This window comes from Duganella sp. AC917, assembly GCF_979258245.1.
On record NZ_OZ409848.1, the window covers coordinates 2,334,620 to 2,359,451 of the forward strand.

A 24,832-nucleotide genomic window follows, 5' to 3' on the forward strand; every position below is an offset into this window, starting at 1 on the left:
GTAGCAGAACTACAGTAAACATCAACTGAAACTTTAAGAATTTTCTCCAATGGCGCCGTGCTAATTGTAAGTCGACTACATATATATTTGTAGTCGCGATACAGATAGGAATATCAACCATGCGAAAAAAGTCATTAGACGGGCGCTGGTCTGTGGCACAGCATGAGGTGGCTGTACACACCAATAAAAACGGAGACAAACATGAGCAAATTCACGCACCTGAAAAAGTGGGCGGCGGTCGGCTGCCTCGCGCTGGCCTCGTCCTTGAACGCCGGCGCCGCCACATGGACGCTTACCGGCGCGGTCGTCACCCACGATCCGAGCGTCTACAAGGAAGGCAACACCTGGTGGATCACGGAGACCAGCGACACCGGCATCGGCGTTAAGTACTCGCCGGATGGCCGCGCATGGACGCAAGGCGTCAGCATCTTCGGCGGCGGTCTGTCGTGGTGGGGCCAATACAACGGCAACAGCAAAACCGTATGGGCGCCGGACATCCACGTCTGGAACGGCAAGGCGATCATGTACTACGCCGTATCCACCTTCGGCAACCAGAAATCGGCGATCGGCCTGGCGACGGCAAGCAGCATCGCGCAAGGTAACTGGGTGGACAAGGGAGTCGTCATCACGTCCGCGCCGGGCGACAATTTCAACGCGATCGATCCCAACTTCGTGGTCGACAAATCGGGGCAGCCCTGGTTAAGCTACGGTTCCTTCTGGGACGGGATATTCCTGACGCGGGTCGACGCCAACACGCTCAAACCGATCGGCACCAAATACCGCCTGGCCGACGACGCCGCCGGCATCGAAAACCCGTTCATCATCGCCAACGGCTCGTACTACTACCTGTTCGTCTCCAAAGGCAGCTGCTGCGCGGGCGCCAACAGCACCTATCACATCTCCTACGGCCGCTCCACCAGCATCACCGGGCCGTATGTCGACAAGAATGGCGTCGATATGCGCAACGGCGGCGGCACCGTGCTCGATTCGGGCGGCGCGCGCTTCATCGCACCGGGCGGCGAATCGATCAGCAACGGCGCGATGGTGCGACACCGTCTCGATAGCCAGAACAACTACAACGGCGTGCTGTTCATCAGCGACCTGTTCTTCACCAACGGCTGGCCGACTTTCTAATGACGGACCAGGCGCGGAAAAAGCGCTGGCCGGTGATGCTGGCGGCTGCGGCCGGCGGCATCCTCGGCGCGACGGCGCTGATGTGGGCGCGGTGGCCGGACCAGGCACCCGCTGCCGCTGCCATGCCGCCGCAGGCGATGGCGGCGCCTGTGATTGCGAACGCCACATCGCCTGCGCCGGCCTTGCGCACGCCCGGTGATTTATCGTCGGATATCGCGCTGACCGATAATCAGGAACTGATCGCCGACAGCGCACTGCATAAAGTGATGGATTCCTATCTGCTCGCGAGGAGTGACAACGGCGGCCTTCAGGCACTGCTGGCCTATCTGAATCGGCACCTGCCGGCCAGCGCGGCGCGCGAGGCCGGACAGCTTGCGAGCAGCTACAACGCGTATTTAAGCGCACATGACGAACTGCTGGCGGCGCAAAATTTCGCTGCTACGCCGGACCTCAATCGCCTGATCGGCTGGCAACGGCAGCGGGAGCAACTGCGCAACCGCATGCTGGGAGACAGGGTCACGCTCGAGTGGTTCGGCAACGAGGAGGCCTACTTCACGCAAGCGCTGGAAGAACTGGGCCAGCGCCGCGACGGCGCCGCGCCACCATCAAACAGCGCCGACGAAGACCAGATGAAGCACGACCAACATATGCAGCAAGTCTTACGGGACGCGATTCACTCCTTGCGTGCCTCCGCAAACAAATAACCACAGCCCTGGTCCGAAGGATCGCGCGCCAATATCCGGTCATACAACCCTGCATTCTCCGCAAGCGTCCGCGCCACATCCTCGGGCAGCAGCAACCCCGCCGCCACCTGTCGTTCCGCCGCAGCCCGGACGGCCGCGACGAAATCATCCCGGGTCGGATACCGCGCCTCCAGACTAGGCCGAGGATCGCCAGCCGCGACCCGCTCCGCCTCCGTCCTGGCGAACGGCACGAAACTGCCATCGAAACGGGACGTCGCCCAAGCGAACCCCGTCTCCGGCGCGCGCAGGTTCCACCCCGTATGCGTCCCCAGAGGAGCCTGCAACTCCACCAGCCGCACGCCGCCCCTGTCATTGCCGTCCGCATCCGGTGTCGGCACGCGGGTCTCGAATTCCTCGCCACGCTTGACCGGCGCCCCGCTGCCGATCAACCTCGGCTCGCGTAGATTCTGCTCCGGCGGCGTCAGGCCGAAACCCTTGGGGAAGATAGCGCGGTAATCCGCAACCGTGGTCAGCGAACCGTCGGCAAGTTGCGGATAGGCGCTGTCCGGCGGCCGTTTTCCGTCGACCACCCAATCCTCCAGCCCCACGATCAACGCCCGCATGGGCAAGTAGTGGTTACTGGTGGAGACGCAAGCCGTGAAAGGCGCGCGCACGCGCGAGCGGCCGACGTAGTGCTGCGCGCCCATGAAACCATAGACACGCGCATTGTCCGCTGGCGCCACATCGCGCGCGCCATCCGTCGTGGTGGTGATCAGCGAGGCGCCGCGATTCCAATATTCCGTCGAAGTATTCGCATAAATCAGTTTCGGCAAATTACCCTGCTTGTCCCGCGCCAGATCCAGCGTGGACGCTGTCTTGCCGGTGACAGCGTCGCGCGAGGGCGCAGTGGTGAACGGGAAGGCATCCGCCGGATACTCATGCTCCTCCATCATCGACGGGTGGCGCGTCGGCTGCACGAAGCGACCGTTGAATCCCGCCGAACCGCCGGCGCCAGGCACCTGCAGATAGGCGCCGCTGAAGGCCAGCCGCCCGGATTCATCCACATTCAGGCCGTCGTGCAGCATGCGGCCGATTACGCGACCGGACTGGCTGATGCCGAACATAAGCACCGCCTTTGGCACCGGCGCGCCTTCGAATGGCATATCGCGGAAGTAGGCCAGCAGATCGCGTATGCCAGCCAACCCGGCGCCGGTGACGTAAGGGTCTTTCGCGACGTAGGTCAATTCATAGATCGTATCTGGCTTGAAGCCGCCGTCCAACTGCACGCGGCCAGGCCCACCCTTCTGCTCCGCCGCGACGAAACGCCAGCTGCTGCGCGGAATAGGCTTGCGCTGATCGGCCGGCCGGGCGCGCTGGGTCAACTGCGCTTTCGGGTCGCCTGTCTTGGCCGGCTCGTAGGTCAGGCCACGCTGACCGGCGTAGACAGCGATATCGACCGGCGCGCTGACGGTGAACTCATTCTGCACCTTGCCTTTGATACCCTTGGCAACCGGCGGCGCAAACACCAGCGGCCGGGCGCCGGGCGCCTGCGGCGCCACATCCCACGTCCACGCGGAAAACAGCAGCGAGAAGCCATGGCGCATCAGGAAACCATCGCCCGCGTCGGCGGCGGTGGTCGGATCGTTGTTGACCGGGCTGCGGCCGTTGACCTGCCCCATGATCGCAATGCCGCCACGGTTGTTGACGTCATAGATCAAACTGGAGGACTTCGAGCCGACTGGCCGCAGCAGGACGAATTCGCTGGAGAAAACAACGCGGCCGCGCGCGTCGCGAGGCGCGTGCTTCAGATCGACGATGACTGCGTTGGACTTCAACTTGGGATCCAGCGCGTAATAAGCGACACCGCGTATCTTTTCATACGCACCGGCGTCGCCAAAGGTCATGCCCGCCGCAAACGGCGTGCGCTCGATCACTTCGATACGCTCCACACCCGCCTGCGCCGGTACGCAGAGTGCCGCCAACGCGGTCGTGGTGGCCAGCAGTGCCAACCGATGCTTGTAGATCATCCTGCACCTCTATTCGTTTGCGAAGCGTCTATCCTAGCAGAGGTGGCACACCGGCGAGGCTGCGGTTATGTCGGCGTATCGACGTCGTCCCAATCGCGGTCCTCGAACCGCACCAACCAGTTCAATGCGTGATGTCGCTCCTGCAGCACACCGTCATTCAACCCTGCCGGCGCCGGGTACTTCTTCAACAGCGCCTGGCGGGTGGCCCAATGCTGGCGGTAGTGCAGATCAAGGGCGTCCAGGATCTCCGTCGCCGACCGCATTGCCGGCTGCTTGCGCAAGCCTTCGGTTCCCCGCTCGATGGCGGTGCGCGAAATCGACGACACGTCACAGATCGTATCGGCGAACGGCAGTGCGTCCTGCAGCCCCAAAGTCCACTGCAGCACAAGGATCGCCTCATAGCGCCACAGGTGCTGCGTGATTTCCTGCTGCGTGGGCGTTTCCTGCGCCAGGAAGGCGCGCTCCGCGTCGGTCAGCCCGGCAAACGCCGGCGGGAAGCGTTGTTGAAGGTCTGCGGCCGTAATCGGCGTCTCACCGGTCAGGGACTCGGCGCGTATCGCCACCACGAACAAGGCCAGCATCCTTCGCAGCACATCCTCGGGGGCGCGCAACCGCAGTTCCGGCTCCGACACCAGCGGCGGCAAATCCGCCGGCACGGTGACCTTGCGGGCCGCGAGCAGCTCGTCGCTGCGGGCTTTGCGCTGCCAGGCCTGCGGCGGGTACGGCACCGCAGCCTGCGGGTCGCCATCATCGCTGGAAGCGGGTAGAAGAATGCGTCCCTGCGGGTCGCGCACGCTGCCATCCGCCATGAACACGATAGCGTTGGCCGCCTTCGCCCACTCGGAGAAGCTATCCATCGCGCCCTCCTCCACGGCCAGGCTGACGTGTTGGCGCACGCGCTGGAGGTGGCGGATCACGTGATAGCGCACGCGCGTCATGTTGCCCCGGCCGGCGTCCGCCACGAAATTCATGAAACCATTGAGATGCGGCTGCAGTTCAGGATCAGACAGGTCGCGGCGCGCGTTCAACACATGTGCGAAGTCGGGCTTCGGCGCGTCGGCCACCGTGCAGTAGGCATTGAGCAGGATGTGGTTACTGATGTCTTTCGCAGCAAAGAATTGTTTGATTCGGTTTAGCATAAGTGATTCGTCATTTAACGCATATCCAGCGCACGCCGACGGCGCGGCGGTGGAAACGCTCGGTCCAGCGCCGCCAGGTCTTCCGCAGAGAGACGAATATCGGCGGCAGCGCGATTAGCGCGCAAGTGTACAGGATCGACGGCCTTGGGGATGGCGATCACGCCTTCCTGATGCAGCACCCACGCCAAGGCCACCTGTGCGGGCGTGACGCCATGCGCCTCGGCGACGGCAAGCAGGCCAGGATTGCCAAGCAGCGCGGCCTGTTCGCGGCCGGTCGATTCCAGCGGCGAGTAAGCCATCACCGGCATGCGCTGCTGACGACACCACGGCAGCAGATCGAACTCGATCCCGCGCTTCATCAGGTTGTAGAGTACCTGGTCGGTGGCCACGGCGCCGCAATCGACGGCGTCCTGCATGCCTTCCAGGTCGAAGTTACTGACGCCGTACTCGTTGATCTTGCCGGCCTTCTTCAGCGCCTCGAAGGCGTCGAAGGTCTCGTCCAGCGCGAAGCATCCGGGCCAGTGCAGCAGATAGAGATCGATGCAATCGACCTTCAGGCGTTTGAGGCTGCGCTCGCAGGCCGCTTGCGTGCCTTCCAGGTTGGCGTTGTGCGGATAGACTTTGGTGACCAGGTAGACCTCGGACCGGCGGCTGGCAATCGCGTCGCCGACAACCAGTTCCGCCCCGCCCTCGCCGTACATTTCGGCGGTGTCGATCAATGTCATGCCAAGATCGAGGCCCATTTGCAGCGCGCGGACCTCATCCTGCTTGCGGGACGGGTCCTCGCCCATGTTCCAGGTGCCCTGCCCGAGCGTGGGCACCGCGCGGCCGGACGCAAAGCTGACTGTTTTCATTGCGGAACTCCCTAAAAACCGTATCCCGCAAATGATACCGCACCCAGTTCCGCCGTCCGATTGATTCGCTAGTGGCCACCGCCGAGGTAGGCTGCGATCACCTTCGGATCGGTCTTCAGGCTCTCGGCCGGGCCGTGGACGGAGATGCTGCCGTTCTCCAGCACGTAGCCGTAGTCGGCGACGTTCAGCGCGGCGGCGGCGAACTGCTCGACCAGCAGCATCGTCACGCCCTCCGACTTCAGGCGCATGATGATGCGGAACACTTCCTCGACCAGAATCGGCGCCAGCCCCATCGACGGCTCGTCAAGCAGCACCACGTCCGGGTTGAGCATGATGGCGCGCGCCATCGCCAGCATTTGCTGTTCGCCGCCGGATAAGGTGCCGGCCAGCTGCCCCTGCCGCTCCTTCAGACGTGGGAACAGCTCCAGCGCTTTTTCCAGGTCGTGGTTGATGTCGCCCTTGGGCCGCGCGCGCGTAAAGCGCGGGAAGGCGCCGAGCAGCAGGTTGTCCGTCACCGTCATCGAAGCGAACACCCGCCGCCCCTCCGGCGAATGCGCCAGGCCAGCGCGGGCGATCCGGTGCGAATCGAAGCCGGTGATGTCCTTGCCGTCCAGCGTGACCTTGCCGTCCTTCGGCTTGATCATGCCGGAGATGGCGCGCATGGTGGTGGTTTTTCCGGCGCCGTTGGAACCGATCAGGGTCACCAGCTTTCCCTTGGGGACGTCCAGCGAAATGCCGTGCAGGACTTCGACTTTGCCGTAGGCGGCGTGCAGATTGGAGATCGATAGCATGTCTGTCCTTGTTAGTGTGCGATCGGCGCCGGCGGCGCAACCGAAGCCATTGTGCCGCCGTGTTCTTCGCTGCTGCCGCCAAGGTATGCCTCGATCACCTTCGGATCGCTTTGCACCGCCGCCGGCGCGCCCTCTGCGATCTTCTGGCCGAAGTCCAGCACCGTGACCGTGTCGGACAAGGCCATCACCACGTCCATGTGGTGCTCGATCAGGATGATGGTGATGCCGTGGTCGCGGATCTTGCGAATGATCGCCATCAGCTCCTTGATGTCCGGCGCAGTCAGGCCGGCCGCCGGTTCGTCCAGCAGCAGCAGGCGCGGACTGAGTCCTAGCGCGCGGCCAATCTCCAGCAGCCGCTGTTTGCCGTACGGGAGATTGCGCGCTTCCTCGTTGGCCATCGCCGTCAGGCCGACGAACTCCAGGATGCTGGCGGCGCGGTCGCGGGCGGCCCGCTCCTCACGTTTGTAGCGCGGGGTTTGCAGCATCACGTCCAGCACATTCGACTTGAAGGTGTTGTGCAATCCGACCAGCACGTTCTCGGTGGCCGTCATCTCGCCGAACAGCTGCACGTTCTGGAAGGTGCGGGCGACGCCGCCCAACGCGATTTCCGACGGCGTACGGCCCGAAATCACCGCACCAGAAAACTTGACTTGGCCGGCGGTCGGTTTGTAGATCCCCGTCAGCACGTTCATCATCGTGCTTTTGCCCGAGCCATTGGGACCGATCAAGCCATGCACCGAGCCCTGGATCACGTGCATGTCGACCTGGTTGAGCGCCTTCAGGCCACCGAACTGCATCAGGATCTGGTTCACGTCGAGCAGTGTTTCGCCGGCGTTGCCGCCCTTGGCGCGCGCGAACGCTTCGGCGCCGCTGGCGTCAACCGCCTTGGCGTGCACAGCTCCCCTGCCAAGCAAGCCTTTGAGGAAGCCGACGATGCCGTCTTGCAGATAGTAGACGACGAACAGCGTCATTAGACCGAAGATGGTCAGGCGCCAATCGACGATGTTCTCCAGTTTGAACGAAAACGCGGCCATGCCGATCGTCGCCACCAGCGGCACCAGCACGCCGCGCAGGGTGGCGCGCTTCTTCGCCAGCATCACGGCGGAACCGACGACGCCCAGCACGGCGGCGATGACGGCGATCTTGCGGAACAATTCGATGTCAGCCAAAAAGCTGGGCAGCATGACCACGATCAGCGCGCCGATCAGCGCGCCGGAGCGCGTCTTGCGCCCACCCATGATCACCGCCAGCAGGAACAGGATGGTGAGTTCGAAGTTGTAGGTGTTGGGCGAGATGTACTCCTCCGAATACGCGTACAAGCTGCCTGCCAGTCCGGCGAAACCGGCGCTGATGATGAAGGCGTACACCTTGTAGCGGTAGACCGAGACGCCCATGCAGTCGGAGGCGATCGGGCTGTCGCGCAGCGCTTCGAAGGCGCGGCCGAGGTTCGACTTGAGTATCCGGTGCACGACGATCAAGGAGACCACCATCAGCGCGGCGCACATATAGTAGTACTCGACCTCGTCGAGCTTATGGCCGAAAATCTCCGGCTTGGACAGCTTGAGCCCCATCGGCCCTTCGGTCAGGAAGGTCATCTCGTTAATCAGGATCTGGATGATGGTGCCGAAGGCCAGCGTCACCATCGCCAGATACGGTCCGGTCACGCGCAGCGCCGGCAGCGCCAGCAGGGCGCCGAACAGCGCAGCCCCCAGCACACTGGCGGGAATCGCAAGCCAAAACGGTGCGCCCAGTTTGAACACCAGCACCCCGGTGACATAGGAGCCGATGCCAAACAGGCCGGCGTGGCCCAGCGACACCTGCCCGGTGTAGCCGACCACGATATCGAGTCCGAACAGCAGGATCGCGTAAATCAGTATGGTTTCGAACAGGTGGATGTAATACGGATTGGGGATCAGCACCGGATACAGCGCCAGCACCGCCAACCCCAACACGCTTGCCGCGACGATCGTCTTGTTCATGGGTCAGACCTTTTTGATGGCGGCTTTACCGAACAGGCCGGACGGCTTGATCGCGAGTACCAGCAGCAGAAGCAGCAAGCCCGGTACGTCTTTGTAACCGGTCGAGATGTAGTAGCCGGCCGCCGTCTCGGTGATGCCCAAAATAAGACCGCCGACGATGGCGCCGACGCCGGACGTCAGGCCGCCGATGATGGCGACGGCGAAGGCCTTGAGGCCGAGCGAGGCGCCCATGGTGGCGCCGGTCAGCGTCAGCGGCGCCACCAGCACGCCGGCGAAGGCCGCGGTGGCCGACGACAGCGCGTACGAGAAGGTGATCACCATGCTGGTATTGATGCCCATCAGCCCCGCCGCGTCGCGGTCGTTGGACGTGGCGACGACGGCTTTGCCGTAGATCGATTTGCGGTTGAAGATTTCAACCGCGGCCATGATGGCGAGCGCGCCGACGATCACGGCAACCTGCATCGGCTGAACATTGGCGCCGAAGATCTGGAACGGCGTGGAGCTGAGCGGCGACGGGAACGTGAGGTCGTCCTTGCCCCAGATATTCTCGGCGACGTTCTTGAAGATGATCGCCAGCGCGATGGTCGACATGATCCAGCCGAACTCCGACTTGATCTTGATCGCCGGCCGCACGCCTATCCATTCGACGAACATGCCTTGCAGCGCGCCGAAGACGATCACCAGCGGGATCATTAACAAATAACTCATATACGGGCCGCCGTGGATGGTGCCCACCAGGCTAAGGCCGACCAGCGCGCCGAGCATCAGCGATTCGCCCTGGCCGAAGTTGAGCGTGCCGGAGGTGGCGAACGTGAGCTGGTAGCCGAACGCGATGACGGCGTAGATCATGCCGAGCGCGATGCCGCTGAAGATCAGTTGTAACAGGATTTCCATGATGTCCACCACGGTGAGGAACACGAGAAAAAGGCCAGGCTTGAACGCTCAAGACTGGCCGGTGACGATGCGTCGCCTTACCTTACTTGACCGGAACGACTTTGCCGTCCTTGACTTCACCGAAGACGGTAATGTCGGCGGTGATGGCCTCGTGGTTATCCTTGCTGAATGGTTTGCTGTACGAGGTGACGACGCCGTCGATCTTCTCGTTGAGGTTTTCCAGCGCGGCCTTGATCTTCGGCCCTTCCGTGGAATTAGCCTGCTTGATGGCAGCGGCCAGCAGGTAGATCGAATCGTAGCCCTGGGCCGCCGACACCGGCGACGGCATGCGCCCGGCCGGCGGATTGTAGGCTTTCACGTAGGCGTCGATGAACGCTTTGCGTTTGGGCGTGGTGGCCTCTTGGATGAAGGTCTGCGGCATGCGCGTGCCGTTGCCGTTCTTGCCGGCGTTGTCGATGAAATTCCCCATCGACAGCGTCCAGCTGCCGATCATCGGCACCTTCCAGTTCAGCTTTTCCATGCCGTTGGCGATCTGCGCCAGCTCCGGACCGATGCCGTAGGTGAGCACCACTTCTGCGCCGGCCTGCTTGGCCTTCAGCAGTTGGGCCGTCATGTCGACATCCTTGATATTATATTTTTCGATGGCGACCGCCTTCATACCCTTTTTATCGAGCGCCTTCTCCAGATCCTCGCGGCCCAGCTGACCGTAGTTGGTGGAGTCGGCCAGGATGGCGACCTTTTTGAACTTGCGGCTGTCGACCGCCTCCTGGATGATCATCTGCGACTGGATCTGATCGTTGGCGGCGTTGCGGAAAATGTAGTTCTCCGGCTTGTCGGCGAACTGCTTGGTGATGATCGAGCCGGTGGCGACGTTGTTCATGACCGGGATCTTCGCTTCCTGGTAGAAGCGCTGCGACGCCAGCGCGACGCCGGTGTTGATGTAGCCGACGGTGGCGACCACCTTCTCCTTGTTGATCAATTCCTGGGCGATCTGCACGCCGCGTTCCGGTTTGGCCTCGTCGTCACGCTCGACGATCTGCAACTGGCGGCCCAGCACTCCGCCCTTGGCGTTGATGTCGGCCACGGCCAGCTTGACGCCGTCGCGCATGGAGACGCCCATCGGCGCCGAGCCGCCGGTGAACGGACCGGCCACGCCGATCTTGATGGGGTCCGCCGCCATGGCGGAAGAAGAGAAACCGAGTACCAATGCAGCGGCCAGCAAATTCAGTTTGAAATCCATTTGTCATCTCCTGTTACAACGTTTTTATAGTAGTCGTACGCTGGAAAACGGGCTGGAAAGTTGCCCCCATCGATGAGGCATTGTAGGGGAGACAACGGGGACCAGCAACAGATACATGTGCGGCATTGCAGCACGTGCGGCGGGATGCGCGTGGCCCGCCGCGTGTAAGCAAGCCGTAAGGATGGATGGGGAGAAGTGACCGCTAAACAAGGCGCGCGGCGCCGCCGGATGCTACATGCCGCCGGCGGGCTTCTGCTTCAGGGCGCGGTTGGCAAAGCGCATCTGGGTCTCGGCCAGCGCCTCGTTACGCTCGAAACCCATGGAGCCGTCGCGCAGGCCGATGGCCATCGCCATCACCGCGTCCGGGTACTCAAGGTCGGCGGCCTTTTCGATCAGCCGGCGGGCTGCCTGCTCGTCGCGCTTGACGCCATCGCCACTCAGATACAGGTTCGCCAGCGCGAACATCGCCGCCGGCATCTGGCGGTTGGCGGCAAACTGCAGCCATTGCGCGGCAGCCCTGGCGTCGCGCGGCACCGACATGCCGTTCTGGTACATCATGCCCAGATAATAAGCCGCCTGGGGATCGCCGGCCTTGGCCGCGCCCGAGAGCAGGGAGAACGCCTTCGGCAGGTCGACCCTGACGCCCTGGCCGCCGCGCAGGTACAAACGCGCTTCGTCCACCGGCGCCGCACACGCCGGAGCCGGGGCAATGCCCGCCCCCGTCCCCGCCGCCAGCAACGTCAGAACCGCACAGATTTTTCGCATGACAGGCATCATCGGGCCTCCACTCACTTCGACAAGTCGATGGCGTACAGGGCGAAGCCCTTGCCGCCGCCATCATCCGGTTTGATCTGCGAGACCGACGCCAGGCCCGCCTCGCTGGCCAGACCGATCATGTTCGGCGGCGCGTGAAACATCACCGCCCCCCTGGTCGCAACCGGCACGAAGCGCCAGCTGCGCGTCGAACCGTTGCGCGCACGGGTCAAGGTCCTGACCTGCTTGATATATGCGATCAGCACATCGCGGCTGCTGTCCGGCGCCTCGAGCACCGTCTTGCGGCCATCGAGGCCGGGGAAATTGCCGCCGCCGCTGGCGCGGTAGTTATTGGTCACGACCAGGAATTCCTGCGACGGTGCGATGGGTGCACCTTTATAGTGCAACGCGGCGATGCGCTGGCCGGCCGGCTTGGTCACGTCGATCCGGTAACTGACATCGGCGCTGGTCAGCATGTCGAAGTTAAAGCTGGAGAAGGACGAATTGACCAGCTCCTGCTGCGCGCCGCTGGCCGGATCGATGCGGTTGAAGCGCTCGGCCGACTTTTCCAGCCAGGCTTTGAGCCCTGCGCCGTCCAGCTTCACCGCATGCAGCGCGTTGGGATACAGATACAGGTCGGCGGCGTTATTGAGCGCCACGCCGCCGGCCTTGACGTCGGTGTAGTCGCCCACACCCGCCGCGCCGGCCTTGAACGGCGACGCCATCGACAGCACCGGCAGGGCCGCGTAATTCGGCATGGCGGCCTTGACGTACTTCACCACATAATCGGTTTGCGCCTGGTTCACCAGCTCGATGGCGCTGACGTCGCCGACATCGGCGAAATAGGACGACATGCGGAAGTCGCTGGTGCCGATCGGCGCCCGTACATAACGGATGGTCGCTTCGTGCTCGGCGGCGATCAGCGCGCCGACGGCCGGATCGGCGGCGACGTACGTGTGGTCGGGATTCCGCGTGCCGCGCGCTTCGACCGTGGTGCGGCTTTTGTCGACGATCCAGGCCTTGCCGTCGTACTTCAGGCGCAGGCCGATCACGCCCAGGTGCTTGCCCCACAGGCTGGCCATCACCGCCGGCACGCCTTGTACCGTGCCCGCAGCCTTGTCGACGCCCGGCAGATCGAACGAATCGACGGTGCTGGCGGCGTTCGGGAACTGCTGGTGCGCATGGCCGATCAGCATCGCGTCCACACCCGGCACCTGCGCCAGATAGTAATTGGCGTTTTCCATCTGCGGCGTGTACGGCCCGCCATCGAGCCCGCCGTGCGAGATCGCCACCACCAGGTCGGCGCCTTTCGCACGCATTTGCGGGATGTACTTCAGCGCCGTTTCGCGCACGCCCTCGGCGTAGACTTTACCGTCCAGCCAGTGCTTGTCCCACGACAGGACGCCCGGCGGCGCGAAGCCGATGATGCCCACCTTGATGGTGGCCATGAGCGGCCTGCCATCCGGGCCGGTGGCGGCGATCCGGCGGGTGAGGATCTTATATGGCGCGAACAGCGGCTCCCTGGTCCGGGCGCTGTAGATATTCGCCAGCACGATCGGGAACGCGGGACCGGCGCAGCGCGGCGCGTCGGCGGCGACGCCGTCGACATCGAAATGGCTGCCGGTGACCTGGTTCAGATACGCCAGGCCGTAATTGAATTCGTGGTTGCCGATGCCCGCGCCGTCGACGCCCAGCAGATTCATGGCCTTGTAGATCGCCGGCGGCTGGTCGCAGCCGACCGGCGCGACCATCGCCTGATAGTCGGCCAGCGCCGTGCCTTGCAACGCGTCGCCATTATCGAGCAGCAGATTGTTGGGGAATTCGGCACGCGCCTGCTTGATCAGCGTGGCGGTGCGTTCCAGCCCGATCGACGGATCGGCTTTGAGCTTGTAATAGTCGTATCCAAGCACGTTGGCGTGCAGGTCGGTCGTCTCCAGCAGCGCCAAGGTGGCCTCGCTGCCGGCCGGCGGCATTGAGCCGGGCTGCGGCAGGCTGCCGCAACCGATCAGCAAAATGGGCAGGACGAAGAACAGGCGCATGGATATCAACAGGGAGTGGCAGTGTTTTGGGCCGGTGACCAGGGTGCGGCACGGTGACGCCCGCGATATTTCTTTGCATCAATATACGTCACCGAATGGGTGCATATTTTATACCGGTCGTGACTGAATTGTCAGTATTTTACAACTTGGCGTTGACTGTCGGTATGCAAGAGCCATGCCCGCCAGGCAATCCGGCGCGTACTTTTGCCCTGCGTGGACAGACAAGCGCCCGGCCACACCCCTCATCCGGTATAATCCAAGGTTTGATTTCAGCCTAGAGAAGAAGAAAACATGGAAGCCGAACGCATCAACGCCCTCTCCGCCCTGCTCGCCGATCTGACCACGCGCGAAGCCGAACTACGGAGGTATCTTTGACTTCGATAAAAAGTCAGAGAAACTCGAACAAGTAAACGAAGAACTGGAAGACCCGACGGTCTGGAACGACCCGAAAAAGGCCCAAGACCTCGGTAAAGAGAAAAAATCGCTGGAGGCGATCGTCAGCGCGCTGACCAAGGCCGACACCGACCTCAAAGACATGAGCGACCTGTTCGCCATGGCCAAGGAAGAAGGCGACGACGACACGCTCGAAGCGCTGATCGCCGACGCCGAGGAAGTGCGCAAGGTCATCGAAGGCATGGAATTCCGCCGGATGTTCAACAATCCGATGGACCCGAACAACTGCTTCATCGACATCCAGGCCGGCGCCGGCGGCACCGAAGCCCAGGACTGGGCCTCGATGCTGCTGCGCCAGTACCTGCGCTACTCCGAACGCAAAGGCTTCAAGGTCGAGATCATGGAGCAGTCCGACGGCGAGGTGGCCGGCATCAAGACCGCCACCATCAAGGTCGAAGGCGATTACGCCTATGGCTTCCTGCGCACCGAGACCGGCGTGCACCGCCTGGTGCGCAAGTCGCCGTTCGACTCGGCCAACGGCCGCCACACGTCGTTCACGTCGCTGTTCGTCTATCCGGAAGTCGATGACTCGATCGATATCGAGATCAATCCGGCCGACCTGCGCATCGATACCTACCGCGCGTCCGGCGCCGGTGGACAGCACATTAACAAGACCGATTCCGCCGTGCGCCTGACCCACGGCCCGTCCGGTATCGTGGTGCAGTGCCAGAACGACCGCTCGCAGCACCGCAACAAGGCCGAGGCGATGGAAATGCTGAAGGCGAAGCTGTACGAGATGGAGCTGCGCAAGCGCATGAGCGAGCAGCAGAAACTGGAAGACTCCAAGACCGACGTCGGCTGGGGCCACCAGATCCGCTCCTACGTGCTCGATCAGTCGCGCATCAAGGATTTGCGCACCAACTTCGAGACCGGCAACACCAAGGGTGTGCTGGACGGCGACCTGGACGACTTCATCTCCGCTTCGCTCAAACAAGGCGTGTAAACAATGGCAAATACAGTGACATCCTCCTCGCAGCGCGCGTTCATCTTCGACATGGACGGTACCATCGTCGACAACATGGCCTTCCACACCAAGTCGTGGCTGGCCTTTTTCGAACGCCGTGGCCAGACGCTGGACCCGGACGCGTTCTTCCGCGACACGGCCGGGCGCCAGGGCCATGAGATCATGCGCACTTACCTGGGCGACCACCTGACCAGGGAAGAAAGCGCGGCGCTCGACTTCGAGAAGGAATCGCTGTACCGCGAGCTGTACGCCCCGCACCTGGCGGTGACGACGGGCTTCGACCGGTTCATCGCCGCCGCCAAAAACGCCGGCATCAAGCTGGCCGTGGCCACCGCCGCGCCCAACGAGAACATCGCCTTCACGCTCGACGGCCTTGACCTGCGCAAGCAGTTCGACGCCATCGCCGGCGCCGCCGATGTGGCGCGCGGCAAGCCGAATCCGGACGTGTTCCTGCTGGCGGCCGAACGCGCCGGCGCGCTGCCCGCCAACAGCATCGTCTTCGAAGACGCGCCGCTGGGCGTGGAGGCGGCCCGCCGCGCCGGCATGCGCGCGGTGGTGCTGACCACCACCCTGCCGGCCGAGGCTTTTGCCGAATACGACAACGTCATCGCCGTCGCGCGCGACTTCAGCGAGCTCGATATCGAGGCGCTGTTCGCCTCCGAGCCGGATGTCGAACCATCCGTCGACGCCACGGCAACCAACTAATCATCACCTCAACCTAGAAACAGACCATGACTACGGATCTTCAAGAACAAGCAGGATCGGCCACCCCGCCCGACGAAAACAAGATCATCGCCGAGCGCCGCGTCAAGCTGGCCGCGCTGCGCGAACAGGGCATCGCCTTCCCGAACGACTTCAAACCCGAGCACAAGGCGGCCGACCTGCACGCGCAGTACGGCGAGAAGTCGCGCGAAGAGCTGGAAGCCAATCCGGTCACCGTGGTGCTGGCCGGCCGCATGATGTTGAAGCGCGAAGCCGGCAAGAAGGCCGCTTTCGCCACCTTGCAGGATTCGTCCGGCGCCAAGGCCGATGGCCGCATCCAGATCTATGCCACGCTCGACCTGACCGGCGAAGCGGCGATGGCCGCGCTGCACCACTACGACCTGGGCGACATCCTGGGCGTGGTCGGCACGCTGTTCAAGACCAAGACCGACGAACTGACCATCAAGGTCAGCCAACTGCGTCTGATCACGAAGTCGCTGCGCCCGCTGCCGGACAAATTCCACGGCCTGGCCGACCAGGAAACCAAGTACCGCCAGCGCTACGTCGATCTGATCATGAACGAGGAAACGCGCCGCACCTTCAAGGCGCGTACCGCCGCGATTTCGTCGATGCGCCGCTTCATGGAAAAAAACGAATTCATGGAAGTGGAAACGCCGATGCTGCACGCCATTCCGGGCGGCGCCGCGGCCAAGCCTTTCATCACCCACCACAACGCGCTGGACATGCAGATGTTCCTGCGTATCGCGCCGGAGCTGTATCTGAAGCGCCTGGTGGTGGGCGGCTTCGACCGCGTGTTCGAGATCAACCGCAACTTCCGCAACGAAGGCGTATCGATCCGTCACAATCCTGAATTCACAATGATGGAGTTCTACGCGGCCTACACCGACTACAAGTGGATCATGAACTTCACCGAGGAGATCATCCGCCAGGCCGCCATCGACGCCCACGGCACCGCCACCCTGACCTACGGTGGTAAGGAACTGGATCTGGCCAAGGCCTTCCACCGCCTGACCATCGTCGAGGCGATCAACAAGTACGCGCCGGGCTACACGCCGGAGCAGCTCAAGGACGCGGAGTTCATCAAGCAGGAACTGCTGAAGTTCGGCGTCAAACCGTTCGCCACGGCCGGCCTGGGCGCGCTGCAACTGGCACTGTTCGAAGAAACCGCCGAAGCGCAGTTGTGGGAACCGACCTTCATCATCGACTACCCGGCCGAAGTGTCGCCGCTGGCGCGCGCCTCCGATACGGAAGCGGGCATCACCGAGCGTTTCGAGCTGTTCATGGTCGGCCGCGAGATCGCCAACGGCTTCTCGGAGTTGAACGACGCCGAAGACCAGTCGGCACGCTTCCTGGCCCAGGTGGCCGCCAAGGACGCCGGCGACGAGGAGGCGATGTTCTACGACGCCGACTACATCCGCGCGCTGGAATACGGCATGCCGCCGGCCGGCGGTTGCGGCATCGGTATCGATCGCCTGATGATGATCATCACCGACTCGCCGAACATTCGCGACGTGCTGCTGTTCCCGCACTTGCGCCGCGAAGAGTAAGCCAGCAAAAAGCCGCTCGACATTCACTCCGAGCGGCTTTTTTTTACTGTTTTATCTGCTGCGCCGACAGCAAGTTCTCGCCGCCGTGTTCCTTCAGGCCCGCGTCCAGCGCGTTTTCGTAATCGGGCTGCGCGCGGTCGAGGCGCGCGCGCCCTTCCTTGGTGATGACGGTGTAGACCCCGCGTTTATCCGCCGGGCACAGGTCGCGGATCGTCAGGCCATCGCGTTCCAGCCGCTCGACCAGGCGCGACACCGAGCTTTGGTTCAGGCGCAGGTGCGAGGCCAGCTCCTGCATGCGCAGCTCGGCGTTCGGCGACCGGGCCAGCACTTCCAGCGCGCGATACTCTGACAATCCGATACCGTGGCGGGCTTGCAGAACCAGGCCCAGGGCGGATTCGACATTGGCGACAACTTGAATCAGGTTGAACCATGTATCACTTCTCTTTGACATAACCCAATCCATAGTTTCCAACGAAAAACCGCTGGAATGTATCATAAATGATCAGGATACAGGTAAACCGGATGTCGTTGGCGGCGCGCCCCCATGAACCGGCTAGCGCAGGCGCGCACGGAATGCCTGGAACGGCTGCATGCCCTCCTCCACCTCGAGCTTGCCAGCCGTCAGCGCGCTCCACTGGCGCGGGTCGCTCTTGAACAGCGCATACGTGCGGCGGTAGTCGAATCCTTGCGCGGCCGCTTCGTCGCGGTCGACGGCAAACAGCACCTGGGAAATGCCCGCGTACAGCGCCGTCAGATAGCACATCGCGCAGGGCTCGCCCGAGGCCAGCAACGTCATGCCGTGCAGCGAGGGGCTGCCCACGCTGCGGCAGGCATCCCGGATCGCTTCCACTTCCGCATGGGCCAGCGGATCGTGGTGTTCGCGAACCCGATTGACGCCACAGCCGACCACCCGGAACTCGCCATCGACGACAAACGCCGTGAACGGAATACCGCCGTTGTGCACGTGCTCCGTCGAATAGGCGACCGCCGATTTCATGAGCCGCGTGAACTCGCCATGCGGCTCCGCGGCGGCCGCCGTGGCCGCCGTGGCCGCCGGGGAGCGATGTTCCGCAGAAGCCTTCATGAGTTTCTCACCCGCTTGCCGGCGTCGGAGCGTACGTTGGCATACGTAGGTGCGGGCACGCTGCGCGCTTGCAGTTTTGCACTGTCGGCCAGCTTCAGCCAGACCACGCCGGCGATGATCACCGCCAGCCAGAAGACCTGAATCGGCGCCAGCGTCTGGTCGAACAGAACGCTGCCGAAAATGGCCGCGCCGACCGCGCCGATGCCCGCCCACACGGCGTAGCCGATGCCGACATCGATGGTTTTCAGGGCGGCGCTGAGCGCGTACAGCGTCAGCAGGAAGAATACGCCGGCCGAGATCGACCAGTTCAACAACGTAAAAGCTTTGCTGCCGCCCACGCTCAGCGCGTAGCCGATCTCAAACACACCGGCCAGCAGTAGCATAATCCATGCGCGCGTATTGCCTTCGCGATTGCCGTCAGTTGGGGTCATGATGGTTTCCTTTAATGGGTGTTGCGTTGAGAAAATGAAGGGATGGGGCGGTCGGCCGGGTCGGCCTTTATGCACCGCTAAGTTGAAGGCCGACCACGCCGCCGATCACCAGGGCGATGCCGAAGATCTTCTTCAGATTGAGCCGCTGCCCGAAAAACATCGCGCCGAGGATTACGATGCCGACGCCGGCGACAGAGGTCCAGATCGCATAGCCGACGCCGACCGGGAACGTCAGCAGTGCCAGACTGAGGAAATAGGTGCCGATGGCGCCGGTAACCAGGGTCGAGACGCTCCACCAGAAATGCGTGAAGCCCTTCGCGTTGCCGGCCGATATGGCGACCGCGATTTCAAAGATCACAGCGATTCCAAGATATAACCAGTTCATACGATGTCCTTTTAAGGGTTGGGAAGTTTGATGCGGAGCGGGCCTTGCCTGCCGCCGGTGCGCTCACGAGCCGGCGACGAGTTGGTCGAGCGCCAGTTGCAGCGCCCTCAGCGGCGGCGTGCCCCGGAACACCTGCTTGCCGACGACGATGGTGGGCACCGCGGTAATTGCCATGTCCTCGCGGGCATGGCGCAGCGCGCGGCGATGGCGCTCGGCAAACGCGCCGCTGTCGAGCGCCTGCCGGGTTTCTTCAGGATCGAGCCCGGCGTCGGCGGCCAGTTCGATCAGCACTTCGGGCTGGCCGATGTCGCGGTCCTCCTGGAAGAAGGCGCGCATGACGCGCATCGAGTAGGCGTGGTCGAGGCCCTTGTCCTGCGCCAAGGCCAGGATCTCGAACGCCTTGTCGCTGCGCGGCTGCGGCGAGACCGACGGCAGCTTGATCGGAATACCCAGCCGCTGCGCGGTGGGATAGACCGCGTCGCGCCAGACCGCCGGCAGATACGGGTCCTCCGGCCGCAGCGTCGGCACCGGCGCGGGCCGGAGCTCGAACGGGCGCCACGCGATGCGGATGTCACGCCCGCCAATGGCGGCGGACACGACCTGCTCGGCCAGCATGCAGTAGGGACAAACATAGTCCGCGTAAATAGTGAGGGTAGTCACTTGGTCTCCATTTTTATTTGCATGTGCATGCATTTTAATTGTTTCGCTGCGCATGTCAACCGCCGATTGCGGTGGCTCATCCATTCCGTCGGTTGAGCTTGAACAGCCGGCCGTAACCAGCGATATCGGCCGAAACGCCGCTCAGCCTCAACGCGTTCCAGAACAGCACCTGGTTTGCCGTCAGCATCGCCACGCCGGTATCGCGCTCGATCGCGGCAATGACGCCCACCGCCCGCTGGCCGTTGCCGCCGACGAACACCGCGCTTGGGCGCGACTTCGCGATCACGCTGATGATCCAGTCGTACATGGCCTGCGGCGTCACATACTTCTGGCCGCTGGGCAGGCCGCACGGCGCGTGGTGCACCACCGAGTAGCCGGCCTGGGTGAAGTAGTCGGCGCCCTGCCCGTCGATGTCGGCGTCGAACCACGATGGATTGACCAACGCCATCTTCCTGACATCGAGCGCCTGCAGCGCGCGCTCGGCGGCCAGGCAGGTCGACACCACCGGGATCGCGCGGGTGCGGGGCTCGAGCCGCTTGATCAACGCCCTTTCGGCGTGCGGCCCGTGCACATAAGCCGAGCTGGTGAACGCCAGCCCGATCGCATGCAGCGGCGAAGTCGCCAGCGACTCGACCGTGTCGTCGATATACGGCGGCGCCGTGAACGACTCGATCGGCGCGTGCGGCAGCTTTTCGTCCATCTCGCCGCCGGCGCGCATCGCGAAAAAATTCAGCCGGGCGCCGTGGATCGACACCGTCCCTTGCGCCATGGCGCCAAACTCGGCTTCCGGGCCGACGTCGGCGTGCGGCACCACGATGCCGATGCGCCCCCGTGCGCTCCAGCCGTCCGGACGCCAACGCGAATGTTCTTCCATTAATTCACCTCCAGATGGTTGATGATTGTGCGGTTGGCGCCGAACGCCGACTTCTTGGGCACCATGCGATCGGCAGTAATCATGCGCGGATGGTGCGCTTCGATGAACGCCAGCAGCTCGTCGTGGCCGGGATCGGCGAAGCGCACCGGCTGGCCCAGGTACTCCATGAACACGTCGCCGCCGTAATGCTGGTCGACCGCGTGCGACTCGCCATCGAAGTCCAGCGGCCGCATGCCGAACAGCTTGCACATCTGCTTGTTGAAGGTCGGCGACACCTTGAGCCACACGTTGTCGACCCTGACTTCCGCAAACCAATGCAGAAACTCCTGGCCCCCCACGAGCGCGCTCAACTCGTTGGTCGTCACGTGGTTTTTCACCTTGTCGGCCAGCAGACGCGCCGACAGGCCCGCCGCCCGGCAAACGGTCACGAAGCAAATCGCCTTGTGCAGGCAAAATCCGCGCTTGCCGGCGATGATGGCGCTGGCGGCCAGGCCTTCGCGGCTAATGTCGGTGTCGAACACCTCGTAAAAGATATCGTCGCGCACCGCGTGGTAGAGCGCGACCGCCTTGGCCTTGTCGCCGAGCGCTTCCGCGCCATCCACGCCCAACACACGGACGACATAGTCCCGCACCGTCGGATGCTGGTGGTCGAACATCGCGCTGGGCGGAAACTCGTGCGGGGCTGCGGCGCGCACCGGCTTTTCCCTGACCTTGGCGCCGACACCGAGCATGGCGGCGATCCGGCCGCGCTGGATATCGTTGGTGCCGGAATAGACCGCGCTGGCCAGCGAGTCGCACACGGCCGAGCCGAAGCCGTTTTCGGCAATATATCCCCGTCCGCCGTGCACGTGCAGCGCGTCGATCGCGGTACTGATCGAACTTTCGCTGATGAACACCTTGGAAATCGCGATCTCGCTGGTGACATCCTTGTTGGCGCCCACGCGCTCGGCCACCTGGTACAACCAGCTGCGGCCGAGTTCATAACGGATCTTCATGTCGGCGATCTTGTTCGACACCGCCTGGAACGTGCCGATGTGCTGGCCGAACTGCTTACGCGAGCGCGCGTAACGCACGCACTCGCCCAGGCGCCGCTTCATTTCGCCGAGGTTGATGACGAACGAGTACAGGATTTCCCGCTGCATGACCTGGGTCAGCACGAAAAAGCCGGCGCCCTTCTCCCCGATCATGTGCGCGGCCGGCACCCGGCACTCGTCTAGCCGCAGCTCGCACAGCGGCGAGTTTTTCAGGCCCACCTTGGTGAGCTCGGCCCCCATGGTCACGCCGGCGGTGCTGGTTTCCACCAGAAAAGCGGACACGCAGTCCGCCGTGGCGGCGGCGGAGGTCTTGGCGTACACCACCACCACGTCGGCGATCGGACCGTTGGTGACGAATGCCTTGTAGCCATTGAGCACATAGCAGTCGCCGTCGAGCCGGGCGGTGGTCGTCATGCTCAGCGCGTCCGAGCCGGCCTCGGGCTCGCTGATGGCATGGGCGCCGATCAGGTCGCCCTTGACCAGTCCCGGAAAGTAGCGCGCCTTGAGCTCCGGGGAGCCGAACTGGTCCAGCGCGGTGATGGTGCTGGCCAGGTGGGTCGCGACCGAAAAATTAAAGCCCGAGTCTGCACAGGTCTCACCAATGCGCTCCAGCGCCAGCATGGTGTCGACCACCCGGTCGCGCTTGCTGCGACCTTGTTCCACCGCTGCCGAAAACAGCCCGGTGGCGGCCAGCTTGCGCCACTTGTCGTGGCAAAAAGCCGGGGACACGTTCTGCGGCTTGCTTTGATTGTTATTCAGCGCTTCCATGTCGTGCCCTCATCAATATTGGGAGAATCCGCTTCCGTCGAGCTTGTGGACCTCGTCGCCCGTCAGCGGTGGATTGAACACGCTGATCAGTTCCAGATCCTCGTCCTCGCTGGCGACCAGGAAGTGCGCATCGTGCTGGTTCAACGCGTAGATCGTGCCCGGCTCGATGTGGAAGGTCTCGCTGCCGTCGGCGGTTTTGACGTGGCCGCTGCCGCCGATGCAATAGCACGCTTCCAGATGGTTACGGTACTGCAGCTTCGATTCGGTACCGGCCTTGACGACGGTGTGGCACACGGTAAACCCCATGTCGTCGTGCTTGGTGAGCAGGCGATGGCTGCTGCCGTTGCCCCAGTTGACGCCGTTGACTTCGGATCGTTTGCGGATAAACATGTTTTCTCCTTGGGTTGGTTAAGCGATTAAGCCAGCGCCAGACGCGACGCGTTGTTGATGAAGCGGTTGATCTTTTCGATGGAGCCGAAATCGGCCGGCGATATATTCATGTCGCCCAGTGACAGTTGAAATTCCGATTCGATCCACGCCACGAGCCGCACCAGCGCCAGGCTGTCGACCAGGCCGGAGGTGATGATTTCGTAGTCGAGCGGAATATCCTCGATCCCCGAATCAGGGGCGAGTTCATTGGCGATGAAAGACCTGATTTTTTGCGTGTGCGGCATGGTGATGCTCCGTTTCTGTTGTAGTGGTTAAACTAGATTTCCAAACTGACTGCCACTTTTTTCCGGTCCGGCTTCCCTGTCGACGTGGTCGGCAAGGGGCGGTCCACAATCTGAAACCGGGTCGGAATAGAGGTTCTGGGGAGGTTTTCTGCACAGTAGGTCCGCAACCTGAACACGTCGATCGGCAGGCTGTCCTCGGTCTCGATCACCGCGACCAGCACACTTCCATACATCTCATGCGGTTTGCCGAGGACGATGGCATTCCTGACATGCGGGTAATCGAGGATGACGCGCTCGATGTCCTGCAGGTTGGTTCTGACGCCGCGCACTTTGACGACAAAATCGTCGCGCCCCCGCAGATACAGGCTTCCATCCGCTTCGCGCCGCACCCGGTCGCCCGTGACGTAGTAGCGCAAGCTGCCGTGCTGGTCGGCCCGCCGGTAGAACACCCCGTCATTCAGCGCGGACCGGGTGTAGCCGTGCGATAGAAACGGCGTCGATACATGCAGCAAGCCCTCGCCCGCGCCGGCCAGGTCGAGGCCATCCGCGCCCACCACGCGATAAGCCGTGCCATCGATCGGAAAGCCGATCGGCAGCGTGTCGATCGACGCCACCTCCGCCGCGCTGCAGGTATAGGCAAAGCTGTCATTGGTCTCAGTGCAGCCGTAGATGTTGTGGAAGCACGCGTCCGGGTACGCGGCCGCCAGCTCTTTTCTGGTGTGCAGCGGCACGCTATCGCCGGTCAAGATAATGTCGGCGGGCGCGAACGGCGGCACAGCGCTCTGCCGCGACGCCCGTCCCAGGCTCAGCAAGCCGAAAAACATCGGCACCGCTTGGACGATGTGCGGTTGCGCGCTATCGATCAGGGCTGCCAGATAGTGGGCATCGGCGGTCTTGTTCGGGTTGCAGACGATCGCGCATCCACCGACGGCAAGCGGCGTCCACACTTCCAGCAAGGTCAGGTCGAAGTTGAGCGGCGAATAGTTCAATACCCTGGTCCGGTCGCCGATGCTGAAATAGCGCGACGACCAGTCGATGAAGGCGTCGATGCCGGCAGCCGACAAGGCGACGACTTTTGGAATGCCGGTCGACCCCGACGTGGTCAACATCAGCGGGCAATCCTGGGCCGGCTGGACGCCGGGCTCGGCCAGGAAGGCGCCATTGGCATACGGCGCGCGCTCCACCAGCGCGCGGTCGTCCGACAGCCCTGCGCCGAGTTCGCAGAAGATGGCGTTCTCGTCGTACAGGATTTTGCGCAGGTCCGCGCCCATGCCGGGCGAGATCGCCAGGACGGTGTGGCCGTGCTTTCCCAGCGCCAGCATCAGCGCGATGGTTTCCGCGCTATTGCGGGCCACGGCCGCCACCCGGCACCCAGGGGGCAAGTCCTGGAGCGCGATGTGGCGGCCGAAGTCCTCCGCCAGCGCCACCAGCTCACGATAGGACCACACGCGGTCGCGATCCAGGATCGCTGGCGACGCACTGTGCGCTCTTGCTTCCACGGCTGCTAATAAACGAGGTAGTTTCATGGGTTCCGGGCCAAGTAAATGTAGGTACATGCAAATACTAGCACGCAATATCATTTCACTAACGTTAATAAATATATATTTATTAAAAGATTGTTTGATTTATCGCAACTTCCCAGCGGCGATTTGCGGCTAGTCGCTGAGCGCGACCCAGCCGCATTTGTCGTGCAGCGTACGGT

Annotated in this window: 24 protein-coding genes; 5 read left to right on the top strand and 19 right to left on the bottom strand. The window is 63.0% G+C overall.

Translation table 11 applies throughout. The features are described from left to right. The first annotated feature begins 201 nt into the window (after nucleotides 1-201). Complete coding sequence (locus tag ACZ0BA_RS10070; RefSeq protein ID WP_463451140.1) at nucleotides 202-1,134, top strand: glycoside hydrolase family 43 protein; 933 nt, start codon at nucleotides 202-204, stop codon at nucleotides 1,132-1,134. After that, nucleotides 1,134-1,838 (top strand): hypothetical protein, encoded by a 705-nt coding sequence (locus ACZ0BA_RS10075; RefSeq protein WP_463451141.1) that lies wholly within the window; start codon nucleotides 1,134-1,136, stop codon nucleotides 1,836-1,838. Before ACZ0BA_RS10070 ends, ACZ0BA_RS10075 begins: the two co-directional genes overlap by 1 nt. Here ACZ0BA_RS10075 and ACZ0BA_RS10080 read toward each other — a convergent pair. The 9 genes from ACZ0BA_RS10080 to ACZ0BA_RS10120 all read right to left on the bottom strand — a co-directional run bounded on the left by ACZ0BA_RS10080 (nucleotide 1,808) and on the right by ACZ0BA_RS10120 (nucleotide 13,533). Further along, the gene (locus tag ACZ0BA_RS10080; RefSeq protein WP_463451142.1) at nucleotides 1,808-3,844 is read right to left on the bottom strand and encodes an alpha/beta hydrolase domain-containing protein; all 2,037 of its coding nucleotides are present in this window, start codon (nucleotides 3,842-3,844) and stop codon (nucleotides 1,808-1,810) included. The two genes, ACZ0BA_RS10075 and ACZ0BA_RS10080, sit on opposite strands and share 31 nt — an antisense overlap. Before the next feature lie 65 nt (nucleotides 3,845-3,909). After that, a complete protein-coding gene (locus tag ACZ0BA_RS10085) occupies nucleotides 3,910-4,983 on the bottom strand; it encodes a DUF4272 domain-containing protein (protein ID WP_463451143.1) in 1,074 nt (357 codons plus the stop codon). A gap of 14 nt (nucleotides 4,984-4,997) precedes the next feature. Beyond that, nucleotides 4,998-5,837 carry an aldo/keto reductase gene (locus ACZ0BA_RS10090; protein ID WP_463451144.1) on the bottom strand — a complete coding sequence of 280 codons (840 nt, stop codon included), beginning with the start codon at nucleotides 5,835-5,837 and terminating at the stop codon, nucleotides 4,998-5,000. A 68-nt stretch (nucleotides 5,838-5,905) separates the two neighbouring features. After that, complete coding sequence (locus ACZ0BA_RS10095) at nucleotides 5,906-6,628, bottom strand: ABC transporter ATP-binding protein (protein ID WP_463451145.1); 723 nt, start codon at nucleotides 6,626-6,628, stop codon at nucleotides 5,906-5,908. Between the two features lie 11 nt (nucleotides 6,629-6,639). Then, complete coding sequence (locus ACZ0BA_RS10100) at nucleotides 6,640-8,607, bottom strand: branched-chain amino acid ABC transporter ATP-binding protein/permease (RefSeq protein WP_463451146.1); 1,968 nt, start codon at nucleotides 8,605-8,607, stop codon at nucleotides 6,640-6,642. 3 nt (nucleotides 8,608-8,610) lie between these two features. Then, nucleotides 8,611-9,501 carry a branched-chain amino acid ABC transporter permease gene (locus ACZ0BA_RS10105; protein ID WP_463451147.1) on the bottom strand — a complete coding sequence of 297 codons (891 nt, stop codon included), beginning with the start codon at nucleotides 9,499-9,501 and terminating at the stop codon, nucleotides 8,611-8,613. Nucleotides 9,502-9,583: 82 nt separating this feature from the next. Further along, nucleotides 9,584-10,741, bottom strand: coding sequence for an ABC transporter substrate-binding protein (locus ACZ0BA_RS10110; RefSeq protein ID WP_463451148.1), 1,158 nt, complete (start codon nucleotides 10,739-10,741; stop codon nucleotides 9,584-9,586). A 231-nt stretch (nucleotides 10,742-10,972) separates the two neighbouring features. Then, the gene (locus ACZ0BA_RS10115) at nucleotides 10,973-11,506 is read right to left on the bottom strand and encodes a tetratricopeptide repeat protein (protein WP_463451149.1); all 534 of its coding nucleotides are present in this window, start codon (nucleotides 11,504-11,506) and stop codon (nucleotides 10,973-10,975) included. 23 nt (nucleotides 11,507-11,529) lie between these two features. After that, nucleotides 11,530-13,533, bottom strand: coding sequence for a bifunctional 2',3'-cyclic-nucleotide 2'-phosphodiesterase/3'-nucleotidase (locus tag ACZ0BA_RS10120; RefSeq protein WP_463451150.1), 2,004 nt, complete (start codon nucleotides 13,531-13,533; stop codon nucleotides 11,530-11,532). A 291-nt stretch (nucleotides 13,534-13,824) separates the two neighbouring features. On the opposite strand from ACZ0BA_RS10120, the gene prfB reads away from it, so the two are divergent. The 3 genes from prfB to lysS all read left to right on the top strand — a co-directional run bounded on the left by prfB (nucleotide 13,825) and on the right by lysS (nucleotide 17,220). After that, a protein-coding gene (prfB, locus tag ACZ0BA_RS10125) for a peptide chain release factor 2 (RefSeq protein WP_143067986.1) occupies nucleotides 13,825-14,929 on the top strand; the annotation gives its coding sequence in 2 pieces (ribosomal slippage) (nucleotides 13,825-13,905 and nucleotides 13,907-14,929; 1,104 coding nt in all). A gap of 3 nt (nucleotides 14,930-14,932) precedes the next feature. Next, nucleotides 14,933-15,655 carry an HAD family hydrolase gene (locus tag ACZ0BA_RS10130; RefSeq protein ID WP_463451151.1) on the top strand — a complete coding sequence of 241 codons (723 nt, stop codon included), beginning with the start codon at nucleotides 14,933-14,935 and terminating at the stop codon, nucleotides 15,653-15,655. Nucleotides 15,656-15,681: 26 nt separating this feature from the next. Beyond that, nucleotides 15,682-17,220, top strand: a complete 1,539-nt coding sequence (gene lysS / locus ACZ0BA_RS10135; RefSeq protein WP_463451152.1) for a lysine--tRNA ligase — start codon at nucleotides 15,682-15,684, stop codon at nucleotides 17,218-17,220. Nucleotides 17,221-17,263: 43 nt separating this feature from the next. Here the strand turns inward: lysS and ACZ0BA_RS10140 are convergent, their stop codons facing one another. The 10 genes from ACZ0BA_RS10140 to ACZ0BA_RS10185 form a co-directional block, all read right to left on the bottom strand. Continuing rightward, nucleotides 17,264-17,671, bottom strand: a complete 408-nt coding sequence (locus tag ACZ0BA_RS10140) for a MarR family winged helix-turn-helix transcriptional regulator (protein ID WP_463451153.1) — start codon at nucleotides 17,669-17,671, stop codon at nucleotides 17,264-17,266. A gap of 102 nt (nucleotides 17,672-17,773) precedes the next feature. Further along, nucleotides 17,774-18,304, bottom strand: coding sequence for a nucleoside deaminase (locus tag ACZ0BA_RS10145; protein WP_463451154.1), 531 nt, complete (start codon nucleotides 18,302-18,304; stop codon nucleotides 17,774-17,776). Beyond that, nucleotides 18,301-18,735 carry a DMT family transporter gene (locus ACZ0BA_RS10150; RefSeq protein WP_463451155.1) on the bottom strand — a complete coding sequence of 145 codons (435 nt, stop codon included), beginning with the start codon at nucleotides 18,733-18,735 and terminating at the stop codon, nucleotides 18,301-18,303. Before ACZ0BA_RS10150 ends, ACZ0BA_RS10145 begins: the two co-directional genes overlap by 4 nt. 67 nt (nucleotides 18,736-18,802) lie before the next feature. Further along, the gene (locus ACZ0BA_RS10155) at nucleotides 18,803-19,120 is read right to left on the bottom strand and encodes a DMT family transporter (RefSeq protein WP_463451156.1); all 318 of its coding nucleotides are present in this window, start codon (nucleotides 19,118-19,120) and stop codon (nucleotides 18,803-18,805) included. A gap of 63 nt (nucleotides 19,121-19,183) precedes the next feature. Further along, nucleotides 19,184-19,780, bottom strand: coding sequence for a DsbA family oxidoreductase (locus tag ACZ0BA_RS10160; protein WP_463451157.1), 597 nt, complete (start codon nucleotides 19,778-19,780; stop codon nucleotides 19,184-19,186). A 76-nt stretch (nucleotides 19,781-19,856) separates the two neighbouring features. After that, complete coding sequence (locus tag ACZ0BA_RS10165) at nucleotides 19,857-20,654, bottom strand: maleate cis-trans isomerase family protein (RefSeq protein ID WP_463451158.1); 798 nt, start codon at nucleotides 20,652-20,654, stop codon at nucleotides 19,857-19,859. Continuing rightward, nucleotides 20,654-22,456, bottom strand: coding sequence for an acyl-CoA dehydrogenase family protein (locus ACZ0BA_RS10170; RefSeq protein WP_463451159.1), 1,803 nt, complete (start codon nucleotides 22,454-22,456; stop codon nucleotides 20,654-20,656). Before ACZ0BA_RS10170 ends, ACZ0BA_RS10165 begins: the two co-directional genes overlap by 1 nt. 12 nt (nucleotides 22,457-22,468) lie before the next feature. Then, nucleotides 22,469-22,846 (bottom strand): ectoine synthase, encoded by a 378-nt coding sequence (locus ACZ0BA_RS10175; protein ID WP_463451160.1) that lies wholly within the window; start codon nucleotides 22,844-22,846, stop codon nucleotides 22,469-22,471. 26 nt (nucleotides 22,847-22,872) lie between these two features. Then, on the bottom strand, nucleotides 22,873-23,130 hold the full coding sequence (locus ACZ0BA_RS10180; RefSeq protein WP_463451161.1) for a hypothetical protein: 258 nt from the start codon (nucleotides 23,128-23,130) through the stop codon (nucleotides 22,873-22,875). Nucleotides 23,131-23,162: 32 nt separating this feature from the next. Next, complete coding sequence (locus ACZ0BA_RS10185) at nucleotides 23,163-24,656, bottom strand: AMP-binding protein (RefSeq protein WP_463451162.1); 1,494 nt, start codon at nucleotides 24,654-24,656, stop codon at nucleotides 23,163-23,165. Nucleotides 24,657-24,832: the final 176 nt, after the last annotated feature.